Origin of the sequence: Flavimaribacter sediminis (genome assembly GCF_019492055.1) — a bacterium.
GTDB lineage: Bacteria > Pseudomonadota > Alphaproteobacteria > Rhizobiales > Rhizobiaceae > Flavimaribacter > Flavimaribacter sediminis.
The window spans coordinates 535,449-555,675 of sequence record NZ_JAICBX010000004.1; the positions used below are offsets into that span (position 1 = coordinate 535,449).

Consider the following 20,227-nt stretch of genomic DNA (forward strand, 5'->3'; position numbering starts at 1 on the left):
GATCACAGCCTGGCAATTCGTGTTCTATAGCCGATGGAGTGACAAGACATGACAGCAGGTATCCTTGCGTATGGTTCATTGATACCTGATCCGGGTAGGGAAATCGAAGAAGCCGCAGTCGATGTAAAGGACGGTGTTGTTACGCCCTTTAACGTCGAATTCGCTCGTAAAAGCGTTGGAAGGAGAGGGGCGCCGACGCTAGTTCCGGTCGAGGACGGGCAGCCTGTCAATGCAAAAATTTTTATCTTGAACGTCGGTGTGGCTGAGGCCGCAAATCGACTGTATCGGCGCGAGAAAAATGCTGTTGGTGGCGGAGAATCTTATGTCCACAGCGATGACCCTGGCAGGAATACGATCGTAGTTGCACGACTGATAGATTTTGAAGGGATTGAAGAGGTTCTATACACTAGATTGGCCGCCACAATTGAACCGCTTACCGCCCGTGACTTGGCAAGTTTGGCAATAGCCAGTGCAACAGGCCGTCACGATGGTCGAGACGGCGTCACGTACCTCAAGGATGCGATAGAAAACGGAATTTCAACGCGGTTGACGCCTGATTACCGTAGCGAAGTCTTGCGTCAGACTGGAACGAATTCTCTGGAGGCGGCTTTGGCGGTGGCTCGCGGTAAATGACATGGACGTTAAAGGTTTCCTCGATCTCAGGCTAAAGTTTATCCGTGACTTCTACGATACGGCTGCAGCTCCGTTCAATGACGTAATGGAAAAGATCGGCGCGGGGGAGGCACCCTACGAACCGCCATACAGCGAGGACGAAGAACCTCCTTATTTGTCCGAATGGATCAATGCGCAATCAGGTCTGGATGTATTAGGCCGCGCATGTGTTTCAATGTTGTCAGCTTCTTTGAAGCTATACTTCAAGACTTGGGAAGTGGAACTCGATATCACCTGGCAAGATGGCGAGCGGAAGAAGCTCTTTAAAAACGGTTTCCTCTGGGGGTATATACACGCGTATACGGAAGTGCTTGGACTGAACTGGGACAAATGTCCTGCTGATCTCGATATCCTCGAACAGGTCACTCTGGCGCGGAATCGCGACCAACACCCTGAAACGATTTCTAAAATGGACGTCGATTATGCGCCTGCCGACACGAAGAAACATCCTTCCCTATTTTTTGTCACAGAATGGGAACAAAGGGCGTATCAGGACAGTGATCTTGCAGGAATTACCTGGCTTAATCCTTCGGTTCATGTCTCACGGGAAGCGCTTTGGCAGGCTATCGACGAGGTCGCGAAACTGTCCGGATGGCTTTAGGAGAGGATACTCCGTTCTCGCTACGGTTAGAGACTACCCTTTAATTTGATTTTGCTTTTAACCGCGCGTGGGATCGCAGGCGATGGCCGAAAGCTTATAGGACTCGGTTCGCAAGAGTCCGGCGCTGTGGGCATTGCAGACACAGATACATCGGCCGAATCCGATTTCTTCTCTCTATTTTCAACAAGGAAAAACGCACTGCTTCAAGACAGAAAGGGATGCGGCCAAGCCTGTTCTGTTCGTTGAAGAAAATGGCTTGGATGGATTCTTGTGCTGATCACGTTTTTGGGCATTTATCATAATCAAGCCTCACGTTCAGAGGCTCGTCGTCCCAGAAAGCGGCTTGATTTCGGGCGTGAGTCGATGTTGCCTTAGAGGATGTTGAAACCGATGACCGCCACAGCGGTCAAATCATGCCAAATTGCATCATGTATCGGTCAATTTCTATTGAGGGATAATCTTTCAGCAGGCCAGGGCGTCTCGGCGACCGGCGTTACGGGACCCGTGCCGTCGAACCACCGACGGAGGTTTTCAAGTTGCAGGCGGCCCATGGCGTTTCTGGTGTGCTTTGAAGCCGATCCGATGTGCGGCAGCAAAACGACGTTGTCCATTGCCTTCAACGCTGCCGGCACATTGGGTTCGTCGGCGAAGACGTCGAGCCCCGCCGAATGGATCGTTCCGTCCTGCAAGGCCTTGACCAGGGCTTCTTCGTCGACGGTCGAGCCCCGGCCGACATTGATGAAGGTTCCGTCGCTGCCGAGAGCTTCCAGAATTTCCGCGTTGACGGCCTTGTGCGTCGCGCCGGTCGCAGGCAGCACCGACAGCAGAATATCGCTGTGCGAGGCGATGTCCTTCAGTGAACTGAAATAGGTGTAGGGCAGGTCCGGCTTTTCGGTTCGGCCATAATAGGAAATGCCGAGCCCAAATGCCTCCGCGCGCTTCGCGACCGCCTTGCCGATGCGTCCAAGACCCAGAATGCCCAGCTTCTTTCCCCTCAGGGTTCCGTGCGACAGCGGATAGGGAGACTGCGTCCAGTTGCCGGCCCTGACCCAGCGATCGGATGAAGCAATTTCGCGAACAGTAGCGATCATGAGGCCCATCGCCAGATCGGCGACTTCGTCGGTCAGAACATCCGGGGTATTCGTCACCATGACGCCCAGCCTGGCCGCGTGAACTGCATCGACATTGTCGTAGCCGACCCCGAAATTGGCGATGATCTCGAGCTTTGGAAACCTGTCCTGTAAGGCGCTGTCCACCAGTCCTCCGCCGCAGGCGAGGCCGCGTACGCCAGTCGCCACGGACTGGAGAAAGGCTTCGCGATCGGCGTCTGGCGGGATCTCGCGCAGATCGAATTCAGCCTGCAAGCCCTCCGTGACAACCGGCATCAGTTTTCCAAGCGCCAGTATCTGAGGCTTCGGCATGTGAGGATCTCCGTCTGCTGGACAACAGACCCGCTTATAGCGGCAAGCGTCGCCGCGTCAAAGGTGCTGGCGCATGCTTTCGGGCCACTTCTAATGCAGAGGCGCAAGCGTTATGCTAACCCGGATCGGGAAGGGATGGCGCTCATGCAAATTTCAATGATGCTCATAGGCGTTTTCGCCATCTTTATTCCGGCGCTCATCCTGCCCGGGCCGGATTTTATCGCCGTCGTGCGTTCGTCCATGACGGGCGGTACGCGGTCTGGCCTGCTGACCACGCTCGGCGTCTCGATCGGCCTTGGCCTATACGCCACGCTCAGCCTGGTCGGCCTGTCGGCCATCCTCGTCGAATACCAGTGGTTCGCCTGGACTGTCAGGGTTCTCGGCGCCTGTTATCTGATCTATCTCGGCATCCGGCTGTTGTTCGCCCGTCCGCAGGACCTGGAGGTGGCTGACCGCCCGGACGAGAAGCGCACCAATCCGTTGCTTTTCGGTTTTCTGGTCACGATGACCAATCCCAAGGCCGTGGTGCTTTTTACCAGCGTGTTCGCAACGGCAGTCACCGCGCAAACGCCTGACTGGGCGATGGCGTTGATGGTCGGTCTCGTCTTCGCCAGCGCATTGATCTGGTACTCGATCGTCAGCCTGTTCATGTCGTCACTGCCGGTGATCAGCGGTTTCCGCCGCTCTCGTCATTGGATCGAACGCGCCGCGGGGGTATGTTTCGTTGCGATCGGCGGGCGTATTCTCGGCGATGCTCGCAGCCCGGTGTCTGTTTGAGCGGTCATTCGAGGCCGAACATGGCCTTCCAGTTCCCGATCGTCATGCCCTCGCGGTAGTCCTTCTGCATGTCGGGGTCGAGGACTTCCACCAGGATCCGGTTTTCCAGCCATATCTCGATACACCGGAACGGCCCGCGATCGCACAGGCGCGACAGCCAGCCTTCGCGCTTCGCCGCAGCAAGGATCTCGTCGGCGGTAAGCGGTGAGCCGAACGCTGCATGAACGAAGGAATGGTTTCGATCCGGCTGGCCCGAATAGCATTCAATCCGGTCTGGACCGGCTTTGAGGCGGTGTCCGTTTGGATAGACCTCGATTGCCGAGCCGTCGTCCGCGCCCGAAAATGCGATCCAGGAATCCGGAAATGGTGGAAAGGGCAAGGCCTCGCCGCCGAGAAGCGTCGCAAGCAGCATTGCGACCCGTTGCGGCTCTTCCGCATTCAGGGAAAGATGTTTCAGAGACAATTCTACATCCTTCCTTCGAACGTCGAGCCTTTTGTTTTGGAACGATCGCCTGTTCGATCCGTTACCTAAATCAAGTCCGGTCTTCGTGCCGCACTGCGAAAAATCCCGTTGCGAAGTGATATTTGTTTGTGACAGGATAATCATGTTAGCGTTGGGGAACACAACAAAATACAGGGCCGGAACAGCCAGAAGGGAAGTTGTTAAGCGTGCCATTCGACGAAATGGAGAGCAAGGACGGTATACGTCCGCCTTACAGGAATATCTCGCAGTGGATTGAGGAGACGGGGACTGAACTCCTTTTGCGTCGGCGAGAAGAAGCCGAGGCGATCTTTCGAAAAATAGGCATCACGTTCGCAGTCTACGGCGAGGGCGGAGATCCCGAGCGGCTGATCCCGTTTGATCTCGTGCCCCGCGCGTTTTCCGCCAATGAATGGAAAATCCTGGACACCGGGATCCGCCAGCGGGCTAGGGCGCTCAACGCTTTCCTCTACGATATTTATCACCGCGGCGAGATCATCAAGGCCGGCGTCATCCCGGCGGAGCTTGTCTACGAGAACAAGGCCTTTCTGCCTGAAATGATCGGGTTCGAACCGCCGGGCCGCGTCTACAGTCACATCGTCGGCATCGATATCGTGCGCACCGGGCCGGACAAGTTCCAGGTCCTTGAAGACAATTGCCGCACGCCGTCGGGCGTCAGCTACATGCTGGAAAACCGCGAGATCATGGGGCGCATGTTCCCGCAGATCTTTTCCGGCGGTCCGGTTCGTCCCGTCGACCACTATCCCAATGAATTGCTTCGCACCCTCAAGGAGGTGGCGCCCGCTGCAAACAGCGGTGATCCGACGGTGGTTCTGCTCACTCCGGGATCGCTGAACTCGGCCTATTACGAGCACTCCTTCCTCGCAGACCTGATGGGCATAGAACTTGTCGAGCCGCAGGACCTGTTCGTCGACGAAGCGAAAGTCTGGATGCGCACCATCAGCGGGCCTCAGCAGGTCGATGTGATCTATCGGAGAATAGACGACTCCTATCTGGACCCGCTGACCTTCAGGCCGGACAGCGTTCTTGGCGTGCCAGGCGTTTTTGACGCTTACCGCGCAGGCAACGTCACGATTTGTTCTGCGCCGGGCGCAGGCGTCGCCGACGACAAGGCGATTTACGTCTACGTTCCGGACATGATCCGTTTCTATCTCGATCAGGAGCCGGTGCTGGAAAACATACCGACCTGGCAGTGCGGCAAACCGGACGAGTGCAAATATGTGCTGGAAAACATCCAGGATCTGGTGGTCAAGGAAGTCCACGGCTCCGGCGGTTACGGCATGTTGATCGGGCCGAAGAGTTCGAAAGAGGAAATCGCCGCCTACGGCGAGCGGATCAAGGCCAATCCTTCCGAATTCATTGCGCAGCCGACGCTGGATCTGTCCACGGCGCCGACGTTGGTCGAGACGGGTTACGAAGGCCGGCACGTCGATTTTCGCCCCTTCTGTCTTGTCGGCAGAACAATAAGACTGGTGCCCGGAGGTTTGACGCGCGTCGCCCTTAAGAAGGGATCCCTGGTGGTCAATTCCAGCCAGGGGGGAGGCGTGAAGGACACCTGGGTGCTACAGGAGTGACGCCATGTTAAGCCGCGCCGCCGAAAATTTGTTCTGGCTTGGTCGATACATGGAGCGCGCCGAATCCACGGCCCGCATCATTTCCATGGGGCAGCGGATGGCCATGTTGCCCGGCACGCCCGGACGATCCGAATGGACCTCGGTCATGCAAACCACCGGCGCCGAGATGCCGGAGGACGAAATGGCCTCCGAGCTCGACGTCGTCAAACGCCTGATCCTCGATCCGGAGGGGCCGTCCTCCATCCAGGCGTGCCTGTTGCGGGCGCGCGACAGTGGCCGCGCTGTGCGCACGGGCCTGACCCAGGAAATGTGGGAAAGTCTCAATGAGGACTGGCGCTATCTGGAGTCGCTGGACGAGCTGACAGCACGATCGCAGCTCTCCAAGGTGCTCGAATGGGTGCGCAAGAAATCCGCCTATTTTCGCGGCGCCGTCGATACGGCGATGCTGCGCAACGAAGGGTATTACTTCCTGCGCCTGGGAAGTTCGATTGAACGCGCCGACATGACGTTGCGCCTGCTCAACGTCAAGTATTTCCTGCTTTTGCCGGAAACCGAAGTGGTCGGCGGAGGCCGCGATCATCATCAGTGGATGTCGGTCCTGCACGCCGTTTCAGGGTTGCGATCCTACCATTATCACTACGGCAGCGATTACGCGCCGTGGAACATCGCCGATTTCCTCCTGTTGAACAAGATTTTCCCGCGGTCGCTCGCCTTCTGCTACTCGCAGATCGACCTTTGTCTTTCTCACATGGAGACGGATCACGGGGGCAGCCACAAATGTCAGAAAACGGCGCGGCAGGAACTCGAAAGGCTCAACCGGATCGATATTTCCGGGATTTTCAATGATGGCTTGCATGAATTCATCAATGAGGAGATCGCCAGGACATCCCGCATCAGCCAGGAGGTTTCCGATGCCTATCACTTCTGATGGAGGGGCCTGATGAACCTGCAAGTGCGCCACAAATCGGAATATTCCTATGAACCCGAAGCATTGCGGGTTTCCTTGCGTATAAAGCTGTTTCCGTCCCGCTTCGATGGCCAGTACATCCGCTCCTGGAATGTCAGCGTTAACGGTGAAGAGGTTCATCCGATCTACATGTCCGGCTATGGCGACGACGTCGCCCTCTGGCAGAGCACAGACAAAGCGAAGTCCGTCGTCGTTCTTGCTGAAGGCGTCGTGGAAACCGAGAACAGGAACGGCGTGGTCGCCGATCTCCCGCGTCGCCCGCCGAAAGGCGTTTTTCTGCGCAGCACGCCGCTGACCGCGATTTCGGATGAAATACGCGAATTGGCCGAGGCCGCCGTCGACAAGCAGAATCCGCTTGCGACCTGTCACAGCGTGTGCGACGCCGTGCACGAGGCCGTCGCCTACCGGCCAAACGCAACGAGCGCGGCAACGACGGCCGCCGAAGCGATGGCAGGCGGGGCAGGGGTCTGTCAGGACCATGCGCATGTCATGATCGCCGCCTGTCGCAGCATCGATATTCCTGCGCGTTACGTCACCGGATATCTGAATGCGGCCGATGAAGAGGAAGACACGCTGGAAACCCACGCCTGGGCGGAGGTCTTTATCGACGGTCTGGGCTGGGTCGGTTTCGACGCCTCGAACGCCGTGTGCCCGACCGACCATTATATACGACTTGCCTGTGGACTTGATGCAGACGACGCGACGCCCATAAAGGGACACGTCGTGGGAGAATCAGATATATCTCTGGCTGCGGAAGTCGCTGTCGTCGACAGCACGCAGCAATGATGGAGTAAAACGGGGGTGACATACTGCGTTGCTATCCGGCTGAACGCCGGGCTGGTGATGTTGGCGGACACGAGAACCAATGCTGGTGTGGACAATATCTCGCGCTACCGCAAGCTGCATTGCTGGGAGGTTCCGGGAGAACGCGCCATCGCGATGATGTCGGCCGGCAATCTGTCTATTACGCAAGGCATCATCACGCGGCTGGACAAGCAGATCGAGAAGTCGCGAGACAATCCGGATCGGGAAACGATACTGAACGCCGACAGCATGTTCAGGGTCGCCCAGATTGTGGGCGACACCATGCGCGAGATGCAGGAACAACATCGCGAAGGCATGGAGATGCAGGGCGCGAGTTTCGACGCCACTGTGTTGGTCGGCGGGCAGCGAAAAGGCGGTCAGTGTCGGCTCTTCCTGATCTATTCCGCCGGCAATTTCATTGAAGCCACACCCGATACGCCGTTCTTCCAGATCGGAGAACACAAATACGGCAAGCCGATACTCGACCGGGTGATCACGCCCGAGACGCCACTGGAAAAGGCGACGCTGGCTGCCTGTGTTTCCATGGACTCCACCTTGCGATCCAATCTGTCGGTCGGCATGCCGCTCGATCTCGCCGTCATCAAGGCCGACGAATATTGCTTTTTCAAACAGCGTCGCATCGAGAAGGACGACGAGGATTTCACCGCCCTGTCGGAAGCCTGGTCGAAGGCGCTGAATTCAGCCTTCCACGACCTGCCGCACCTGAACCTGTAGCGAACGGCAATGGCGGGACTGATACAGTTCGTTCTCGGCAACTTCACGCTGACATTCTTCGTAATCGGGCTGATGGTATCGGCGTGGAGGTTGATGCGTATTCAAAAGCCGCTTTCGGCGCCGTTGGTGACCGAAGCCCTTTTCAAGTGGTTCCTGTTCTTCTCCATTGGCGTCAGCTGTTTCTACAACGCCGTCATGCATACAGTCTTCGCGGAGACGGCGGCTTCCTTTATCGGCTGGGCCAACAGCCCGTTCCAATATGAGGTTGGCTTCGCCAGTCTGGGCTTCGCCGTGGTCGGACTCCTCGCGGTCTGGCGCAGCTTCGATATGCGCCTGGCGGCCATTCTCGGTCCGGCGTTTTTTCTCTGGGGCGCCGCCGGGGGGCATGTCTACCAGATGGTGACAAAACACAATTTCGCTCCCGGAAACGCCGGCGTCATCTTCTGGACGGACGTTTTGCTTCCGGTCATCGGCGTTGTATTTCTGATCTTGCAACGACGCCAGGAAAAGGCCGGGATTTCCGTCGCGCCATAATGACTTTCAGTCGGCAGTCAGTCCGACCTGTTCCACCATGAACCGGGAATGGAATGGCAGGCTTGCCGCTCCGAGCGCCTTGGAAAACGGCCCGGTGAGCGCAGGCGCAACCGATGGCGCGTTATCCTTTTGCAGTCCGGCTGCAGCGGCCTTGCGGCCGACTGTTTCGGCCAGACGGTTGCGGATGGTTGCCGGCATGCGACCGTCGATAATCACTCTGTCGACATCGACGAAAGTCAGCATCGACATAATGGAGGAACTCAGTTCGCTGGCCGTCGCCTCTATCCATTTGTCTAGCGCCTCGCCGTAGTCAGGCCAGGAACCAGGGGAGGCGGACAGCGGCTCCGCGTCCAGCCCTGCCGCAACGACGGACACCTCGAGATCGGCTATCGACGCCAGCTGCTCGGCGGCCGACGCAGCGCGTCCCTTCCTGCCGGCGTAGACATGGTGGTTCAGAACCAGTCGCGAGGCGGATCTGTAGCCGATGTAGAAATAGGCGAAGTCGTTGAGCTCACGCGCTGCGCCAAACAGCAATTCCGCGCCGGCGGCGGCCGTCACGTCGTTCTGGAGATAAACCGGCAGTTCGGAGAAGCGCGCCACCCTGTCTTCGACGTTGATGTCCGTCCAGTTTTCGTCGGAACTCAAATTGGACCATATCTCGACATCGTCCGGCAGCGATATCCCGATGCCCACAAGCCTCTCGCGCTGGTCGGTTTCCATTCCTGCCCGTATGGCCTCGATATCCTCCTGGATCAGCGAGAAAACCGTGTCGGGGTCAGGCTCGGGGTAATTGTGATGCGTCTGCGTGCGAACGCCGCCAACAAAATCCATGAGAACGGCGTCGATGCTGCGGCGTCCGATCTTGATGCCTATTGCAAACGCGCCCTCCGGGTTGAGCGACATGGGTATGGAGGGTGGTCCGACACGTCCGCGTTGGGCTTCTCCCGCCTGAACGAGGACATCGCGTTCAAGAGATCGCACGATAACGGAAACGGTTTGCGCCGACAGGCCGCTGTGCTGGCCGATTTCCATGCGCGAGAGATGGCCGTGCCGCCGCAGGAGCGACATCACAAGCCGTTCGTTGTAAGTCCGCACGCTTGTCTGGTTGAGGCCGCCGCCGCGGTCCACAACGCGCATGGCCGACGGCGGTGCAAATCGCATGTCAGGCAATCGGAACACTCCTTCCCGTATTGAACTTCATTATATCATTTCGGGAGCGCGTCACGTATCCGGTCTTCCTCCGTCAAGTTCGCGCCGGCCAGTCCGAATTCGTGACCCAGTCAGCGACGGCTTGTCCCAGCTTCTTGTGCGCCGGGATATCGAGGTGAAAACCGTCCGCTTCGCTTGATGTCACCACCGATCCGGCGTCGAGAAAATAGGCGCCGTGCGCATCCGCGATGCGTTCAAATTCAGTCGCGAGCAGATGCGACTTCTCATAGGCGCCGTCGAAGACGCTTTCCCATCCTTTGAGGTCCCGGCGTATTGGCGGAGGGGAAATCACCAGGATCGATGGCAGGCCGCCCCCGTGGCCAGGCGCAAGCGCCTTGATGTCCAGGATGAGCGCGCCAACTCCCATCGCGATCTCGGACGCGGGTTTGTTGAACCGCACCTTGAGATCGTTCGTGCCAAGCATGACGATGACGAGGTCCAGCGGCTTGTGGCTCTGCAGACACGGTTTGAAGTAGGTTCTGCCGTTTTTCTCGTGACCTTCAACCGGATCGTCGCTCACCGTCGTGCGACCGCTCAGGCCTTCCTCGATGACAAGCCATTCGGAGCCGAGAAGGTCGCGCAGAACGCCGGGCCAGCGTTCATGCGGTCCGTAGCGGTCATCCGGGCGGTCGGCCGCCGTTTGCCCCCAGGTGTTTGAATCGCCATAACACAATACGGTTTTCATTCTTCCCTCTGACATGACGCAGACTTCAAAACGCCAGATGCGGCAGGCTTTGAAGATTGTCATGCAACATAATGAATTGACTGATTTATTCCTAGTGTCGGATGACGGTCCGACAGCCTCCTCACAAACGCCATCCGCGATAAACTAGAAAGCTGCGTGAGCGCTGTCAATTAATAATTCAAGATGAATAATTATTGACATGGCCTGTTTTGCAGTGTTTTCTGACGATCGAAATCGGTCGGGAAGTGTAATTTCGATCGGTTCAGGGGTAGAGGGCGCCTGCTCGACAGGCGCAGTTTGAAACATCAGGAGGAGATCGCCATGAGAGGCATTTTGGACTATTTGAATTCCGCCGCCCGCATCAGCAGGCGCGGGTTGGGCGTTGCAATGCTCACCGGGGCCTTGGCGCTTGGCGCAGTCCCGTTCGTCGATATGCATGCAAGGGCTGACGATGACGGACCGATCATCGTTGTCAGCGGACCGTTGTCCTGGCCGTTTTTTGCAGCAGTCAAGCAGGGCTTCGATGACGCGGCGGAAATTTTCGATGTCGACTTCCAGTACGTCGCCGTAACCGACACCGCGAACATGACCAGTGACTATCCGCGGCTTCTGCAGCAGGCGATCAGCCGAAATCCACGCATGTTGCTCGTCGGCGAGTTCTTTCCGGACGGCATGGACCCGCTGATCAAGGAAGCGACGGCCGCCGGCATTCCGGTGCTTATTCACAATTCCGGCCAGACGCTCTGGGAACAGAACGGATCGATCGGGTTCATAGGCGAAGATCCTTACCAGATGGGCTTCAAGGCCGGACAGATTCACGCTGAGGGCGGCGTCAAACATGGATTGTGCTTCAACCAGGTTCCGGGCAATCCGACAGTTGAGGCGCGATGCACCGGTTATGTCGACGCCATGAAGGAAGCTGGTCTGGAAACCACCTACCAGACCATCGGTACGGGCGACGCCACCAACCCGCAGGCTATGCTCCAGGCGATCAAGGGCACGCTTCAGGCCAACAATACGATCGACGGCGTCTACACCTTGAACGCCGTGCCTGCGATGAGCGCGCTTCGCGCCGTGCAGGAAGTGGGAAGAGCAGGCGAGGTTATGATCGGAACAGCCGATCTCTCGAATGAGGTTCTCGAGGCGATCAAGGCCGGCGACATCGCCTTCGCCATGGATCAGCAGCCCTATCTGCAGGGTTTCCTGTCGATCCAGACCGCCAAGCAGTATCTCGATTACGGACTGCACCCGATCGGCGCCGTCACAACCGGGCCGCTGGTCATTGACAAGTCCAACGTCGACAAGACGCTTGAAGTCAACAAGGAGTTCTCGGGCGTTCGCGGCGCATCGTGACCGCCAGAGACTTACGATGGAGGTCGGGGCGCGTTGCGTCCCGATCTTTTGAGCGATCCGTTGGCATGGACCCGGCCAGCTGCATAGAATGTTTTCCGTGAAATTCGAGGAATGGAAATCCGGTTCATGACGAGCCTTTTGCGCAGACCCGAACTTGGCGCATTCGCCGCCTTCATTCTGACCTATGTGTTTTTCGCCATCGCGACCCATGGCGCCGGATTCGTCTCCATCAATGGAACGGCGGGCTGGCTCAATCTGGCCGCCGAACTGGGCATCGTTGCGATTCCGGTCGGAATGTTGATGATTTCCGGCGAGTTCGACTTGTCGATCGGGTCGACCGTCGGCGCCGCCTCCATGGTAGTCGCCATTGCAACGAGCTTCTACGGCATGCCGATCTGGCCGGCGATCGGTCTGGCCCTGCTGATTGGCGGTTTGGTGGGTCTGGCCAATGGTATGGCCGTCGTGCGCACCAATCTGCCGTCCTTTATCGTCACGCTTGCGACGAACTTCATCGTCATCGGGGCGACAATGGGCTTTTCGCGGTTGATCGCCAATGTCACTTCGAGCTCCATCGTCTCCTCTGACACCGCACACGCGGTCTTCGCCGCACGCTGGGGGCAGGCCAACATCTCGATCCTTTGGTGGCTTGGCGCCGCGATCGTCGGAGGCTGGGTGTTGTCTAAAACAACATTCGGCAACTGGGTCTATGCGACCGGAGGCAATATGCAGGCTGCGCGCGGCGCAGGCGTGCCGGTGGAGCGGGTCAAGATTATCCTGTTTATCGCGACCGGCGTTGCGGCAGCCTTCGTCGGGGTGCTCCAGGGCGTCCAGTGGAATTCCGGCAACTCCACCTACGGTCAGGGTTATGTCTTTCAGGCGCCGATCGTCGCGGTTATCGGCGGCGTTTTGTTGGGCGGCGGTTACGGCTCGGTCGCCGGCATCTTCTTGGGAACAGCCCTGTTCGGGGTTATCTCGACCGGCATATTCTACACGGGCTGGAACACCGACTGGATCCAGCTCTTTCTGGGTGTGCTGCTGGCGCTCGCCGTACTTGCAAACAATTATGTCCGGCGCTTTGCGCTGATGGCGAGGCGTTGATTATGGAACGCAAGCAACCCATCCTCGAACTACAGCATATCTCGAAATCCTTTGCCGGCACCCGTGCGCTCGAAGACGTCTCCCTCGAAGTTCGGCCCGGCGAGATCCTCTGCCTCCTCGGCGACAACGGCGCGGGCAAATCGACCCTGATCAAGGTCATGTCCGGATATCACGAGCCGACGGCGGGCACGATCCGGCTGGAAGGCGACGAGATAGCGTTCGCCAGCCCGCGCGAAGCGCGTCAGCGTGGCATTGCGACCGTCCATCAGGACGTCGGCAGCATCCCGCTCATGAGCGTTGGCCGCAATTTCTTCCTCGGCGCCGAACCGACAAAGGGCGTTGGTCCTTTTCGATGGTTCGATGAGGCGAAGGCGAATGAGATTGCGCTTGAACAGATCGCCCGTTTCGGCATCACCCGGATATCCGACGGAAATCAGCTCGTCGGCACAATGTCCGGCGGCGAACGTCAGGTTCTTGCGATCGGCCGTGCGATGTATTTCGGGGCGAAGGTGCTGATCCTCGACGAGCCCACCTCGGCCCTCGGCGTCAAGGAAGCTTCGGTTGTTCTGCGCTTTATGCGTCAAGCGAGGGCGGAAGGGGTGGCGATCGTCTTCATCACGCACAACGCCCGCCACGCCATGGCCGTTGGAGACGCCTTCGCGGTCCTGATCCACGGCAAGGTGGCGGCGCGGTTCTCCCGCGGCGAAAAGACCCGAGAAGAGGTGCTGAACCTCATGGCGGGAGGGGAGCAGATGTCGGAGCTTGAGGAAGACCTCGAAAATATTCACTGAAATGACGGTTTTATTGCCGGAACGCCGGGCGCCGTAAGCACACTGTTAAGCACGCCACCGTATCTTTCGCAGTAACGATGTTGCGTTGCGTAGAACTTGCGCTATCTTGTTGCGGTGCAGCAGTACGCCGCGTTTCTTTTCCTCGGTCAACCGGTCGCGCCATGGTCAGTGAAGCCCCCAGACTGTACAAGGATCACCACGGTCTCGAACGCCCTCCATTCGAGTGCATAGCATTGCTACTTCAGGGAGGCGGCGCGCTGGGCGCCTATCAGGCCGGCGTCTACAAGGCTCTGAACGAGGCGGCGATCGAACCGGACTGGGTCGCCGGCATTTCCATTGGCGCGATCAACGCCGCCATCATCGTCGGTAACGCGCCGGAAGACCGCGTCGAAAAACTCGACCAGTTCTGGCATCTCATATCCGACCGTTCCTTCCTGACGCCCTATCGCGAGTATTTCCGCGCGGCGACGCAGGGCGATCAGGCGCGGACCTGGTTTAACGAGATGAGCGCCGGACTTGCGCTTCTCAATGGAGCCGAGGGTTTCTTTGCGCCGCGTTTTCCGGCGCCGTTTTTCGAGCCGGCGGGTTCGCTCGCCGCCACCAGTTTCTATGACACAGACCCCTTGAAGAAGACCCTCGAGGACCTGATCGATTTCGACCGGATCAATAATGACGGCAATCGCCTGTCGCTTGGAACCGTCAATGTGAGAACCGGAAACTTCACCTATTTCGATACGGAAACCCACACGATCGGGCCGGAGCATGTCATGGCGAGCGGCGCCTTGCCGCCGGGCTTCCCCGCCGTGGAGATCGAGGGCGAGTTCTACTGGGACGGCGGGCTCGTCTCCAACACGCCGCTCCAATGGGTGCTGCGCGACAGCGGCACCCGTCAGGACACGCTGGCGTTCCAGGTCGATCTCTGGAGCGCGAAAGGCGAATTCCCGAAAAACCTCGCCGACGTTTCAGAGCGGCAGAAGGAAATCCAGTTCTCAAGCCGGACGCGCCACTGCACGAACGAATTCAGCCGCGAACACGAACTCCAGGCTGATATCGCCAAGCTCCTGTCCCAGCTTCCCGCCGAGCTCGCCGACACCGAGGAAGCGCGGCGCCTGAAGGACAGCATGGATCACCATGTCTACAACATCGTGCACCTCATCTACCGTTCGAAACACTATGAAGGGTCATCGAGGGATTACGAGTTCTCGCGCCTCAGCGTCGAGGATCACTGGGAATCCGGATATATCGACGCCGTCCACTCCCTTCGTCATCCGGAGATATTCGAAAGGCCCGAAAATGTGTCCTGCGTGAAAACGTTCGACTATCTGTCGGACACCGCCTGACGACGCGTGCCTGCTGCCAACCGCCACGATGAGGAAATCGGCTCATGAAACTGGACGATGTGCGAAAATCCGCCTTTTCAATGCCGCTCACAAGCCCGGCCTATCCGCCCGGACCATACAGGTTCGTTGATCGCGAGTTCTTCACGATCACCTATCGGACGGATCCCGAGCGTCTGCGGGCGGTTGTCCCCGAACCGCTGGCGATGACGGAGCCGGTAGTCAAATACGAGTTCATCCGCATGCCGGATTCGACCGGCTTCGGCGATTATACCGAAACCGGCCAGGTCATACCGGTCACGTTCGAGGGCAGGGCGGGCAACTACACCCATTGCATGTTTCTCAACGATCATCCGCCCATCGCCGGCGGTCGTGAGCTCTGGGGCTTTCCCAAGAAGCTCGCCTCGCCAAGCCTGAAAGCCGAGATCGATACGCTGGTTGGAACCCTGGACTATGGCCGCGTGCGCGTGGCGACGGGAACCATGGGCTTCAAACATCGCGAAGCCGATCTGGACGCGGTGCGCAAAAGCCTCGACGCGCCGAACTATCTTTTGAAGATCATCCCGCATGTCGACGGGTCGCCCCGCATTTGCGAAATCGTTGAATACGGGCTCGAGGACGTGACATTGAAAGGCGCATGGACCGGTCCGGCCGCGTTGTCGCTGTTTCCCCACGCGCTGGCGCCGGTCGCCGACCTGCCGGTGCTGGAAGTTCTTTCCGCCGTACATCTCAAGGCCGATCTGACCCTCGGTCTCGGCAAGGTGGTCTATGACTATCTGGCCTGACCCATAACGGCCGATCGCCCTTAACCCGAACAATCGGAGACAAAGATGCTGACCAACAAGACTGCCGTGATAACCGGTTCGACGTCCGGAATTGGACTTGCCTACGCCAATGCGCTCGCCGCACAAGGCGCCAACATCGTCATCAACGGCCTTGGCGACGCCGGCGAAATAGAAAAGACGCGCAGCGGCATCGCGTCGGAACACGGCGTAAAATGCTCCTATTCGCCCGCAAACATGCTTAAGCCGGACGAGATCGCTTCCATGATCACGGACGCCGAAAACGAATACGGCTCCGTCGATATCCTCATCAACAACGCCGGCATCCAGCATGTTGCGCCGATTGAGGATTTCCCGATCGCCAAATGGGACGCGATCATCGCAATCAACCTCTCGTCGGCGTTCCATACGATACGAACCGCCGTGCCCGGCATGAAGAAGCGCGGCTGGGGGCGCATCATCAACACCGCTTCGGCGCATGCGCTGGTGGCTTCGCCCGACAAGGCGGCCTATGTTTCGGCGAAACACGGCATTGCCGGTCTGACGAAAACGGTTGCGCTCGAAGTCGCGCAGAACGGCGTGACGGTCAACGCCATCTGTCCGGGCTATGTGTGGACGCCGCTTGTCGAGCACCAGATCCCGGATACGATGAAGGCCCGCAACATGACGGAAGAACAGGTCAAACGCGACGTGCTTCTGGCGGCCCAACCCACCAAGCAATTCGTCACTGTCGATCAGGTCGCGGCTCTGGCGGTTTTCCTGTGCTCGGACGCAGCAGCATCCATCACCGGTTCTCTTCTGCCGATAGACGGCGGCTGGACGGCGGAATAACACGTCTCGGCCCGCCGGTTCCGGTACAGACGGGGACCGGGTGGTCCCCGTCCGACAATCCTTGCGAGTGATGGGATGGGTGATTCACGCAAGGAATTTGCAACTATACCGGTGCACAACAAAAGACCCCGGAAACAAGGCTTCCGTTCCATGGCAGTCAGCCGAACAAGTCTCCTTGGAGGGAATTCGGCAACTACAGTAATGGCGGAACGAATTGCAGTTCAGACCCCTTGTTTAAGGGGGTCTGTGATACAAGCCAATAGAGTTTGGCGACTATTTTGCAATTTTCAGGCGAAATAGGCTCGTAATAAGCTGTGATTTTGACCTATGAAGCCGTCGCGCGTTCCAGGGCCCCATCGACAGCGTTGACGATTGCGTCAATATCGTTGCGGGTGCAGATCAGAGCCGGACTCAGGCACAGCGTATTGTTGAAGCTGTCGAAGCTGCGATTGGTGGCGCCGATGATGACGCCCTGCGCCATGCAGTCCGCCGTCACCGCCTGAACGATGTGTTCCGGGGCGGGTTCCTTCGTCTCCCGGTCACTGACCAGTTCAGCGCCGCAGAACAGGCCCTTGCCGCGAACGTCTCCGATAATATCGTGCTTCTGCTTGAGCTCCTCGAGCCGCCCCATCAGGTAGTCGCCCATCTGCGTCGTGTTTTCGAGCAGATTCTCGTCCTCGATGATGCGCAGGTTTTCCAGCGCCGCGGCCGGGCCGGCGGCGCAGCCGCCGAAGGTCGAGATGTCGCGGAAATAGCTCATCGGGTCCGACGGGTCGGATTTGAATTCGTCGAAGACCGCTTCCGTGGTCACGGTGCAGGATATCGCCGCGTAGCCGGACGCGACGCCCTTCGCCATGGTCACGATGTCCGGCTTGACGCCGTAGTGCTGGTAGCCGAACCACTTGCCGGTGCGCCCCATGCCGCACACCACTTCGTCGATGTGGAGCAGGATGTCGTACTTGCGGCAGATCTCCTGAACGGTTTCCCAGTAGCCCTCGGGCGGCGTTATGACGCCGCCGCCGGCCGTCACCGGCTCCAGTACGATGCCGCCGACCGTGTCTGGGCCTTCGCGCAGGATAACGTCTTCGATGGCCTTTGCGGCGCGAACGCCGTAATCCTCGCATGGGCCGAATTGCGATCGATATTCCAGACAATGCGGAACTTCGACAAAACCCGGCGTAAACGGACCGTACTGGTCCCGTCGCTGGTTCTGGGATGTCGTGCTGAGCGCTGTGATCGTCGTGCCGTGATAGTCGCGTTCGCGATACAGGATCTTGTGCTTCTTGCCGCCATACTTGTTGTGGGCGATCTGGCGGATGATCTTGTAGGCCTTTTCGTTGGCCTCTGATCCGGAGTTCGAAAAATAGACGCGGCTCATGCCCGGCATCTTCTCGATCAGCTTTTGGGCGAACAGCGCTCCCGGTATGTTGCCGGCCGAATTGGCGAAGAAGTTGAGCTTGACGAGCTGGTCGCGCACGGCGTCGGCGATGCTCGTGCGTCCGTAGCCGACGTTCACGGTCCAGACGCCGCCTGAAACCGCATCAAGGAATTCCCGTCCCTGGGCGTCCCAGAGCCGCAGGCCCTTGCCCTCGATCATCACCATCGGATCGGTGGTCTCGTAGCGCTTGTGCTGACTCAGATGGTGCCACACATGGGCGCGGTCGCTTTCGACGGCTTCGCTGAAATCATTGGCGCCGGGTGTAAAATTCATTTGCTGCTCCAGCAGTGAACGGAATTGCCTACCCTATATCATCTCACGACATCGCCAAAGGCCAGTAGTCCCAGTTGAAAACGCTCCATGAAGCCAGATCCGGGCGAGGGCGGCTCTAAAGGAAGGTTCCCGCAATCGGCGTCCACTGTCCGTCTTCAGTTCGGGTAAATTGCGGGATATGGGCGAGGCTGAGGATCAGATCCGCGTCCGGCCCCAGCGCGTCCCGCCAGTCTTTGGCTTCGGTCAGGATCACGCCGACGCCGACGACGTCGCCGCCGGCGGCGCGCACCAACTCCAGAGATCCCTTCAGGCTCGATCCCGAGGCGACCACGTCGTCAACCACGACCACGCGCTTGCCTGCAAGCAAGGGGACGGCGCGACGGTCGAGCAGAAGGCGCTGGTCGCCTTTCGACGTGATCGAGGCGATGGTTTGCGTCAGCGCGTCTCCGAGATGGATCTTCGGTGATTTCTGCAGGATGACGTAGGTGTCCAGCCCCAGGGCCCGCGTGACCTCGATCGCCACCGGAATTCCCAGCGTCGCCGCTCCCACGATCACATCGGGTTTGAGAGGCGCCAGTTTTTGGGCCAACTCCGCGCCGACATGTGAAATGAAGCCGACGCCAAGATCGATGACCATCATGAGCGAGATCGCGAAATCCGGCTTGATCGCAACGATGGGCAAATCGACAAGAAGACCGGCGACATCGACGGTCCAGGACTGGTCGGATACGTTGGAGGGCGGGGTGGTCATGGCGTTTCAATCCCTGGCAGGCGGTGTTCCGAAAAAATCAGCCAGCCGCTCGCCGCCTGATCCGTTCACATGCCCTAGAGTGTCAGGTTTTCCCTGAGAAAATCCACCACCACGCGCACCTTTGTCGGAAGATATCGTCGACTCGGATAAACCAGCCAGACAGCGGATTGAACGTGCATTGCAGAGAAGGTGTAATCGGGCAACAGTTTGATGAGCCGGCCTGCGTCGAGATCGTCTTCGACCACCCAGTCGGCCAGCAATGCAGGCCCCAGCCCGTTGATGGCTCCTTGCTTGAGCGCGAGGATTGATGAGATGCTCATGTCGCCCTGGATGCGGATTTCGCGTTCGATTCCGTTCCTGTCCTGCGCCATCCAGACGCTTCCGAACGCCGGAAGACGAAAAAGAATGCAAGGATGTCTCTCAAGGTCTGCCGGACGGTCTATGGGGCCGTGTTTCGCCACATAGTCCGGGCTTGCGTAGACATGGTAGCGCAGATCCTGGATCTTGCTCGCAATCACGTTTCCCCGGATGCGCGGCGCCAGTCTGATCGCGATGTCGATTTCATCTGTCACAAGGTCGACCGTGGAGTCGCTGAGTATGAGATCGAGTTTCAGACCGGGAAACCTGTCGCGAAATTTTGCAAGCAGCGGAAGTATCCGGATCTGGCCATAGGCGTAGGTCGTCGTAATGCGGATCGTGCCTGTGGGCCGTTTGCTGACCGCCATCGCGTCTTCGCGGGCGATGTCGATGTCTTCCAGTATTGTTGCTATGCGCCCGAGATAGGCGTCTCCGCTTTCCGTCAGCGTCATGCTGCGCGTGGTCCGCTGGAAAAGGCGGATGCCGAGTTCTTCCTCCAGGTTCGAGATCGTTCGCGACACGGTCGATGGGTCGGTGCTATGCAATCGGGCGGCCGCCGCGAAGCTGCCGAGTTTCGCAACCGAGGTGAATATTCTCAGCGTGTCGACTTCCATTCATGCATAATACACATGAATGTCGTGCGCGTCGAACTGTTTATCAAGTTTCAAACCGTGTCTAAACATTTTCGAATAGTGTTCTGCATCGCCTGAAGCAACGATTTGAATAGCAACTGCT

21 protein-coding genes are annotated in these 20,227 nt (G+C 58.5%); 14 read left to right on the top strand and 7 right to left on the bottom strand.

Annotated features, from left to right (window positions below; all coding sequences use genetic code 11):
* The first annotated feature begins 48 nt into the window (after positions 1-48).
* Together K1W69_RS21575 and K1W69_RS21580 are read left to right on the top strand one after the other, a co-directional pair.
* Entirely contained in the window at positions 49-633 is a 585-nt protein-coding gene (locus K1W69_RS21575; protein ID WP_220230503.1) for a hypothetical protein, read from the top strand.
* Between the two features lies 1 nt (position 634).
* A complete protein-coding gene (locus K1W69_RS21580) occupies positions 635-1,273 on the top strand; it encodes a hypothetical protein (RefSeq protein WP_220230504.1) in 639 nt (212 codons plus the stop codon).
* Positions 1,274-1,710: 437 nt separating this feature from the next.
* Here the strand turns inward: K1W69_RS21580 and K1W69_RS21585 are convergent, their stop codons facing one another.
* Positions 1,711-2,694, bottom strand: a complete 984-nt coding sequence (locus K1W69_RS21585) for a 2-hydroxyacid dehydrogenase (protein WP_220230505.1) — start codon at positions 2,692-2,694, stop codon at positions 1,711-1,713.
* Positions 2,695-2,838: 144 nt separating this feature from the next.
* Between K1W69_RS21585 and K1W69_RS21590 the strand changes: the two genes are divergently transcribed.
* Positions 2,839-3,471, top strand: coding sequence for a LysE family translocator (locus K1W69_RS21590; RefSeq protein WP_220230506.1), 633 nt, complete (start codon positions 2,839-2,841; stop codon positions 3,469-3,471).
* 4 nt (positions 3,472-3,475) lie between these two features.
* Here K1W69_RS21590 and K1W69_RS21595 read toward each other — a convergent pair whose 3' ends face one another.
* Positions 3,476-3,934 carry a hypothetical protein gene (locus tag K1W69_RS21595; RefSeq protein WP_220230507.1) on the bottom strand — a complete coding sequence of 153 codons (459 nt, stop codon included), beginning with the start codon at positions 3,932-3,934 and terminating at the stop codon, positions 3,476-3,478.
* A gap of 221 nt (positions 3,935-4,155) precedes the next feature.
* On the opposite strand from K1W69_RS21595, the gene K1W69_RS21600 reads away from it, so the two are divergent.
* The 5 genes from K1W69_RS21600 to K1W69_RS21620 are packed head-to-tail and all read left to right on the top strand — an operon-like array spanning position 4,156 to position 8,587.
* Positions 4,156-5,547 (top strand): circularly permuted type 2 ATP-grasp protein, encoded by a 1,392-nt coding sequence (locus K1W69_RS21600; RefSeq protein WP_220230609.1) that lies wholly within the window; start codon positions 4,156-4,158, stop codon positions 5,545-5,547.
* 4 nt (positions 5,548-5,551) lie between these two features.
* A complete protein-coding gene (locus K1W69_RS21605) occupies positions 5,552-6,475 on the top strand; it encodes an alpha-E domain-containing protein (protein WP_220230508.1) in 924 nt (307 codons plus the stop codon).
* A gap of 12 nt (positions 6,476-6,487) precedes the next feature.
* Complete coding sequence (locus tag K1W69_RS21610; RefSeq protein WP_220230509.1) at positions 6,488-7,300, top strand: transglutaminase domain-containing protein; 813 nt, start codon at positions 6,488-6,490, stop codon at positions 7,298-7,300.
* Positions 7,301-7,315: 15 nt separating this feature from the next.
* The gene (locus K1W69_RS21615; protein ID WP_220230510.1) at positions 7,316-8,053 is read left to right on the top strand and encodes a proteasome-type protease; all 738 of its coding nucleotides are present in this window, start codon (positions 7,316-7,318) and stop codon (positions 8,051-8,053) included.
* Positions 8,054-8,062: 9 nt separating this feature from the next.
* The gene (locus K1W69_RS21620) at positions 8,063-8,587 is read left to right on the top strand and encodes a DUF6790 family protein (RefSeq protein ID WP_220230511.1); all 525 of its coding nucleotides are present in this window, start codon (positions 8,063-8,065) and stop codon (positions 8,585-8,587) included.
* Positions 8,588-8,593: 6 nt separating this feature from the next.
* Here the strand turns inward: K1W69_RS21620 and K1W69_RS21625 are convergent, their stop codons facing one another.
* Positions 8,594-9,748 (bottom strand): ROK family transcriptional regulator, encoded by a 1,155-nt coding sequence (locus tag K1W69_RS21625; protein WP_220230512.1) that lies wholly within the window; start codon positions 9,746-9,748, stop codon positions 8,594-8,596.
* Between the two features lie 82 nt (positions 9,749-9,830).
* Complete coding sequence (locus K1W69_RS21630; RefSeq protein ID WP_220230513.1) at positions 9,831-10,481, bottom strand: SGNH/GDSL hydrolase family protein; 651 nt, start codon at positions 10,479-10,481, stop codon at positions 9,831-9,833.
* 321 nt (positions 10,482-10,802) lie between these two features.
* Between K1W69_RS21630 and K1W69_RS21635 the strand changes: the two genes are divergently transcribed.
* The 6 genes from K1W69_RS21635 to K1W69_RS21660 all read left to right on the top strand — a co-directional run bounded on the left by K1W69_RS21635 (position 10,803) and on the right by K1W69_RS21660 (position 16,673).
* Complete coding sequence (locus K1W69_RS21635) at positions 10,803-11,834, top strand: sugar ABC transporter substrate-binding protein (protein ID WP_220230514.1); 1,032 nt, start codon at positions 10,803-10,805, stop codon at positions 11,832-11,834.
* Between the two features lie 126 nt (positions 11,835-11,960).
* The gene (locus K1W69_RS21640) at positions 11,961-12,932 is read left to right on the top strand and encodes an ABC transporter permease (RefSeq protein WP_220230515.1); all 972 of its coding nucleotides are present in this window, start codon (positions 11,961-11,963) and stop codon (positions 12,930-12,932) included.
* Positions 12,933-12,934: 2 nt separating this feature from the next.
* A complete protein-coding gene (locus K1W69_RS21645) occupies positions 12,935-13,723 on the top strand; it encodes an ATP-binding cassette domain-containing protein (protein ID WP_220230516.1) in 789 nt (262 codons plus the stop codon).
* Positions 13,724-13,884: 161 nt separating this feature from the next.
* Positions 13,885-15,063, top strand: a complete 1,179-nt coding sequence (locus tag K1W69_RS21650) for a patatin-like phospholipase family protein (protein ID WP_220230517.1) — start codon at positions 13,885-13,887, stop codon at positions 15,061-15,063.
* 44 nt (positions 15,064-15,107) lie between these two features.
* Positions 15,108-15,845, top strand: a complete 738-nt coding sequence (locus tag K1W69_RS21655; RefSeq protein WP_220230518.1) for an acetoacetate decarboxylase — start codon at positions 15,108-15,110, stop codon at positions 15,843-15,845.
* A gap of 45 nt (positions 15,846-15,890) precedes the next feature.
* Entirely contained in the window at positions 15,891-16,673 is a 783-nt protein-coding gene (locus K1W69_RS21660; protein ID WP_220230519.1) for a 3-hydroxybutyrate dehydrogenase, read from the top strand.
* A gap of 325 nt (positions 16,674-16,998) precedes the next feature.
* Here the strand turns inward: K1W69_RS21660 and K1W69_RS21665 are convergent, their stop codons facing one another.
* The 3 genes from K1W69_RS21665 to K1W69_RS21675 form a co-directional block, all read right to left on the bottom strand.
* Positions 16,999-18,384: an aminotransferase family protein gene (locus K1W69_RS21665; protein ID WP_220230520.1), complete on the bottom strand. Its 1,386-nt coding sequence runs from the start codon at positions 18,382-18,384 to the stop codon at positions 16,999-17,001.
* A gap of 115 nt (positions 18,385-18,499) precedes the next feature.
* Complete coding sequence (locus tag K1W69_RS21670; protein WP_220230521.1) at positions 18,500-19,135, bottom strand: phosphoribosyltransferase family protein; 636 nt, start codon at positions 19,133-19,135, stop codon at positions 18,500-18,502.
* Between the two features lie 74 nt (positions 19,136-19,209).
* The gene (locus tag K1W69_RS21675) at positions 19,210-20,106 is read right to left on the bottom strand and encodes a LysR family transcriptional regulator (RefSeq protein ID WP_220230522.1); all 897 of its coding nucleotides are present in this window, start codon (positions 20,104-20,106) and stop codon (positions 19,210-19,212) included.
* Positions 20,107-20,227: the final 121 nt, after the last annotated feature.

Coding starts and splice junctions, on each gene's coding strand:
- K1W69_RS21575 (WP_220230503.1), top strand. CDS start 49: ATGACAGCAGGTATCCTTGCGTATGGTTCATTGATACCTGATCCGGGT.
- K1W69_RS21580 (WP_220230504.1), top strand. CDS start 635: ATGGACGTTAAAGGTTTCCTCGATCTCAGGCTAAAGTTTATCCGTGAC.
- K1W69_RS21585 (WP_220230505.1), bottom strand. CDS start 2,694: ATGCCGAAGCCTCAGATACTGGCGCTTGGAAAACTGATGCCGGTTGTC.
- K1W69_RS21590 (WP_220230506.1), top strand. CDS start 2,839: ATGCAAATTTCAATGATGCTCATAGGCGTTTTCGCCATCTTTATTCCG.
- K1W69_RS21600 (WP_220230609.1), top strand. CDS start 4,156: ATGGAGAGCAAGGACGGTATACGTCCGCCTTACAGGAATATCTCGCAG.
- K1W69_RS21605 (WP_220230508.1), top strand. CDS start 5,552: ATGTTAAGCCGCGCCGCCGAAAATTTGTTCTGGCTTGGTCGATACATG.
- K1W69_RS21610 (WP_220230509.1), top strand. CDS start 6,488: ATGAACCTGCAAGTGCGCCACAAATCGGAATATTCCTATGAACCCGAA.
- K1W69_RS21620 (WP_220230511.1), top strand. CDS start 8,063: ATGGCGGGACTGATACAGTTCGTTCTCGGCAACTTCACGCTGACATTC.
- K1W69_RS21625 (WP_220230512.1), bottom strand. CDS start 9,748: ATGCGATTTGCACCGCCGTCGGCCATGCGCGTTGTGGACCGCGGCGGC.
- K1W69_RS21630 (WP_220230513.1), bottom strand. CDS start 10,481: ATGAAAACCGTATTGTGTTATGGCGATTCAAACACCTGGGGGCAAACG.
- K1W69_RS21635 (WP_220230514.1), top strand. CDS start 10,803: ATGAGAGGCATTTTGGACTATTTGAATTCCGCCGCCCGCATCAGCAGG.
- K1W69_RS21640 (WP_220230515.1), top strand. CDS start 11,961: ATGACGAGCCTTTTGCGCAGACCCGAACTTGGCGCATTCGCCGCCTTC.
- K1W69_RS21645 (WP_220230516.1), top strand. CDS start 12,935: ATGGAACGCAAGCAACCCATCCTCGAACTACAGCATATCTCGAAATCC.
- K1W69_RS21650 (WP_220230517.1), top strand. CDS start 13,885: ATGGTCAGTGAAGCCCCCAGACTGTACAAGGATCACCACGGTCTCGAA.
- K1W69_RS21655 (WP_220230518.1), top strand. CDS start 15,108: ATGAAACTGGACGATGTGCGAAAATCCGCCTTTTCAATGCCGCTCACA.
- K1W69_RS21660 (WP_220230519.1), top strand. CDS start 15,891: ATGCTGACCAACAAGACTGCCGTGATAACCGGTTCGACGTCCGGAATT.
- K1W69_RS21665 (WP_220230520.1), bottom strand. CDS start 18,384: ATGAATTTTACACCCGGCGCCAATGATTTCAGCGAAGCCGTCGAAAGC.
- K1W69_RS21670 (WP_220230521.1), bottom strand. CDS start 19,135: ATGACCACCCCGCCCTCCAACGTATCCGACCAGTCCTGGACCGTCGAT.
- K1W69_RS21675 (WP_220230522.1), bottom strand. CDS start 20,106: ATGGAAGTCGACACGCTGAGAATATTCACCTCGGTTGCGAAACTCGGC.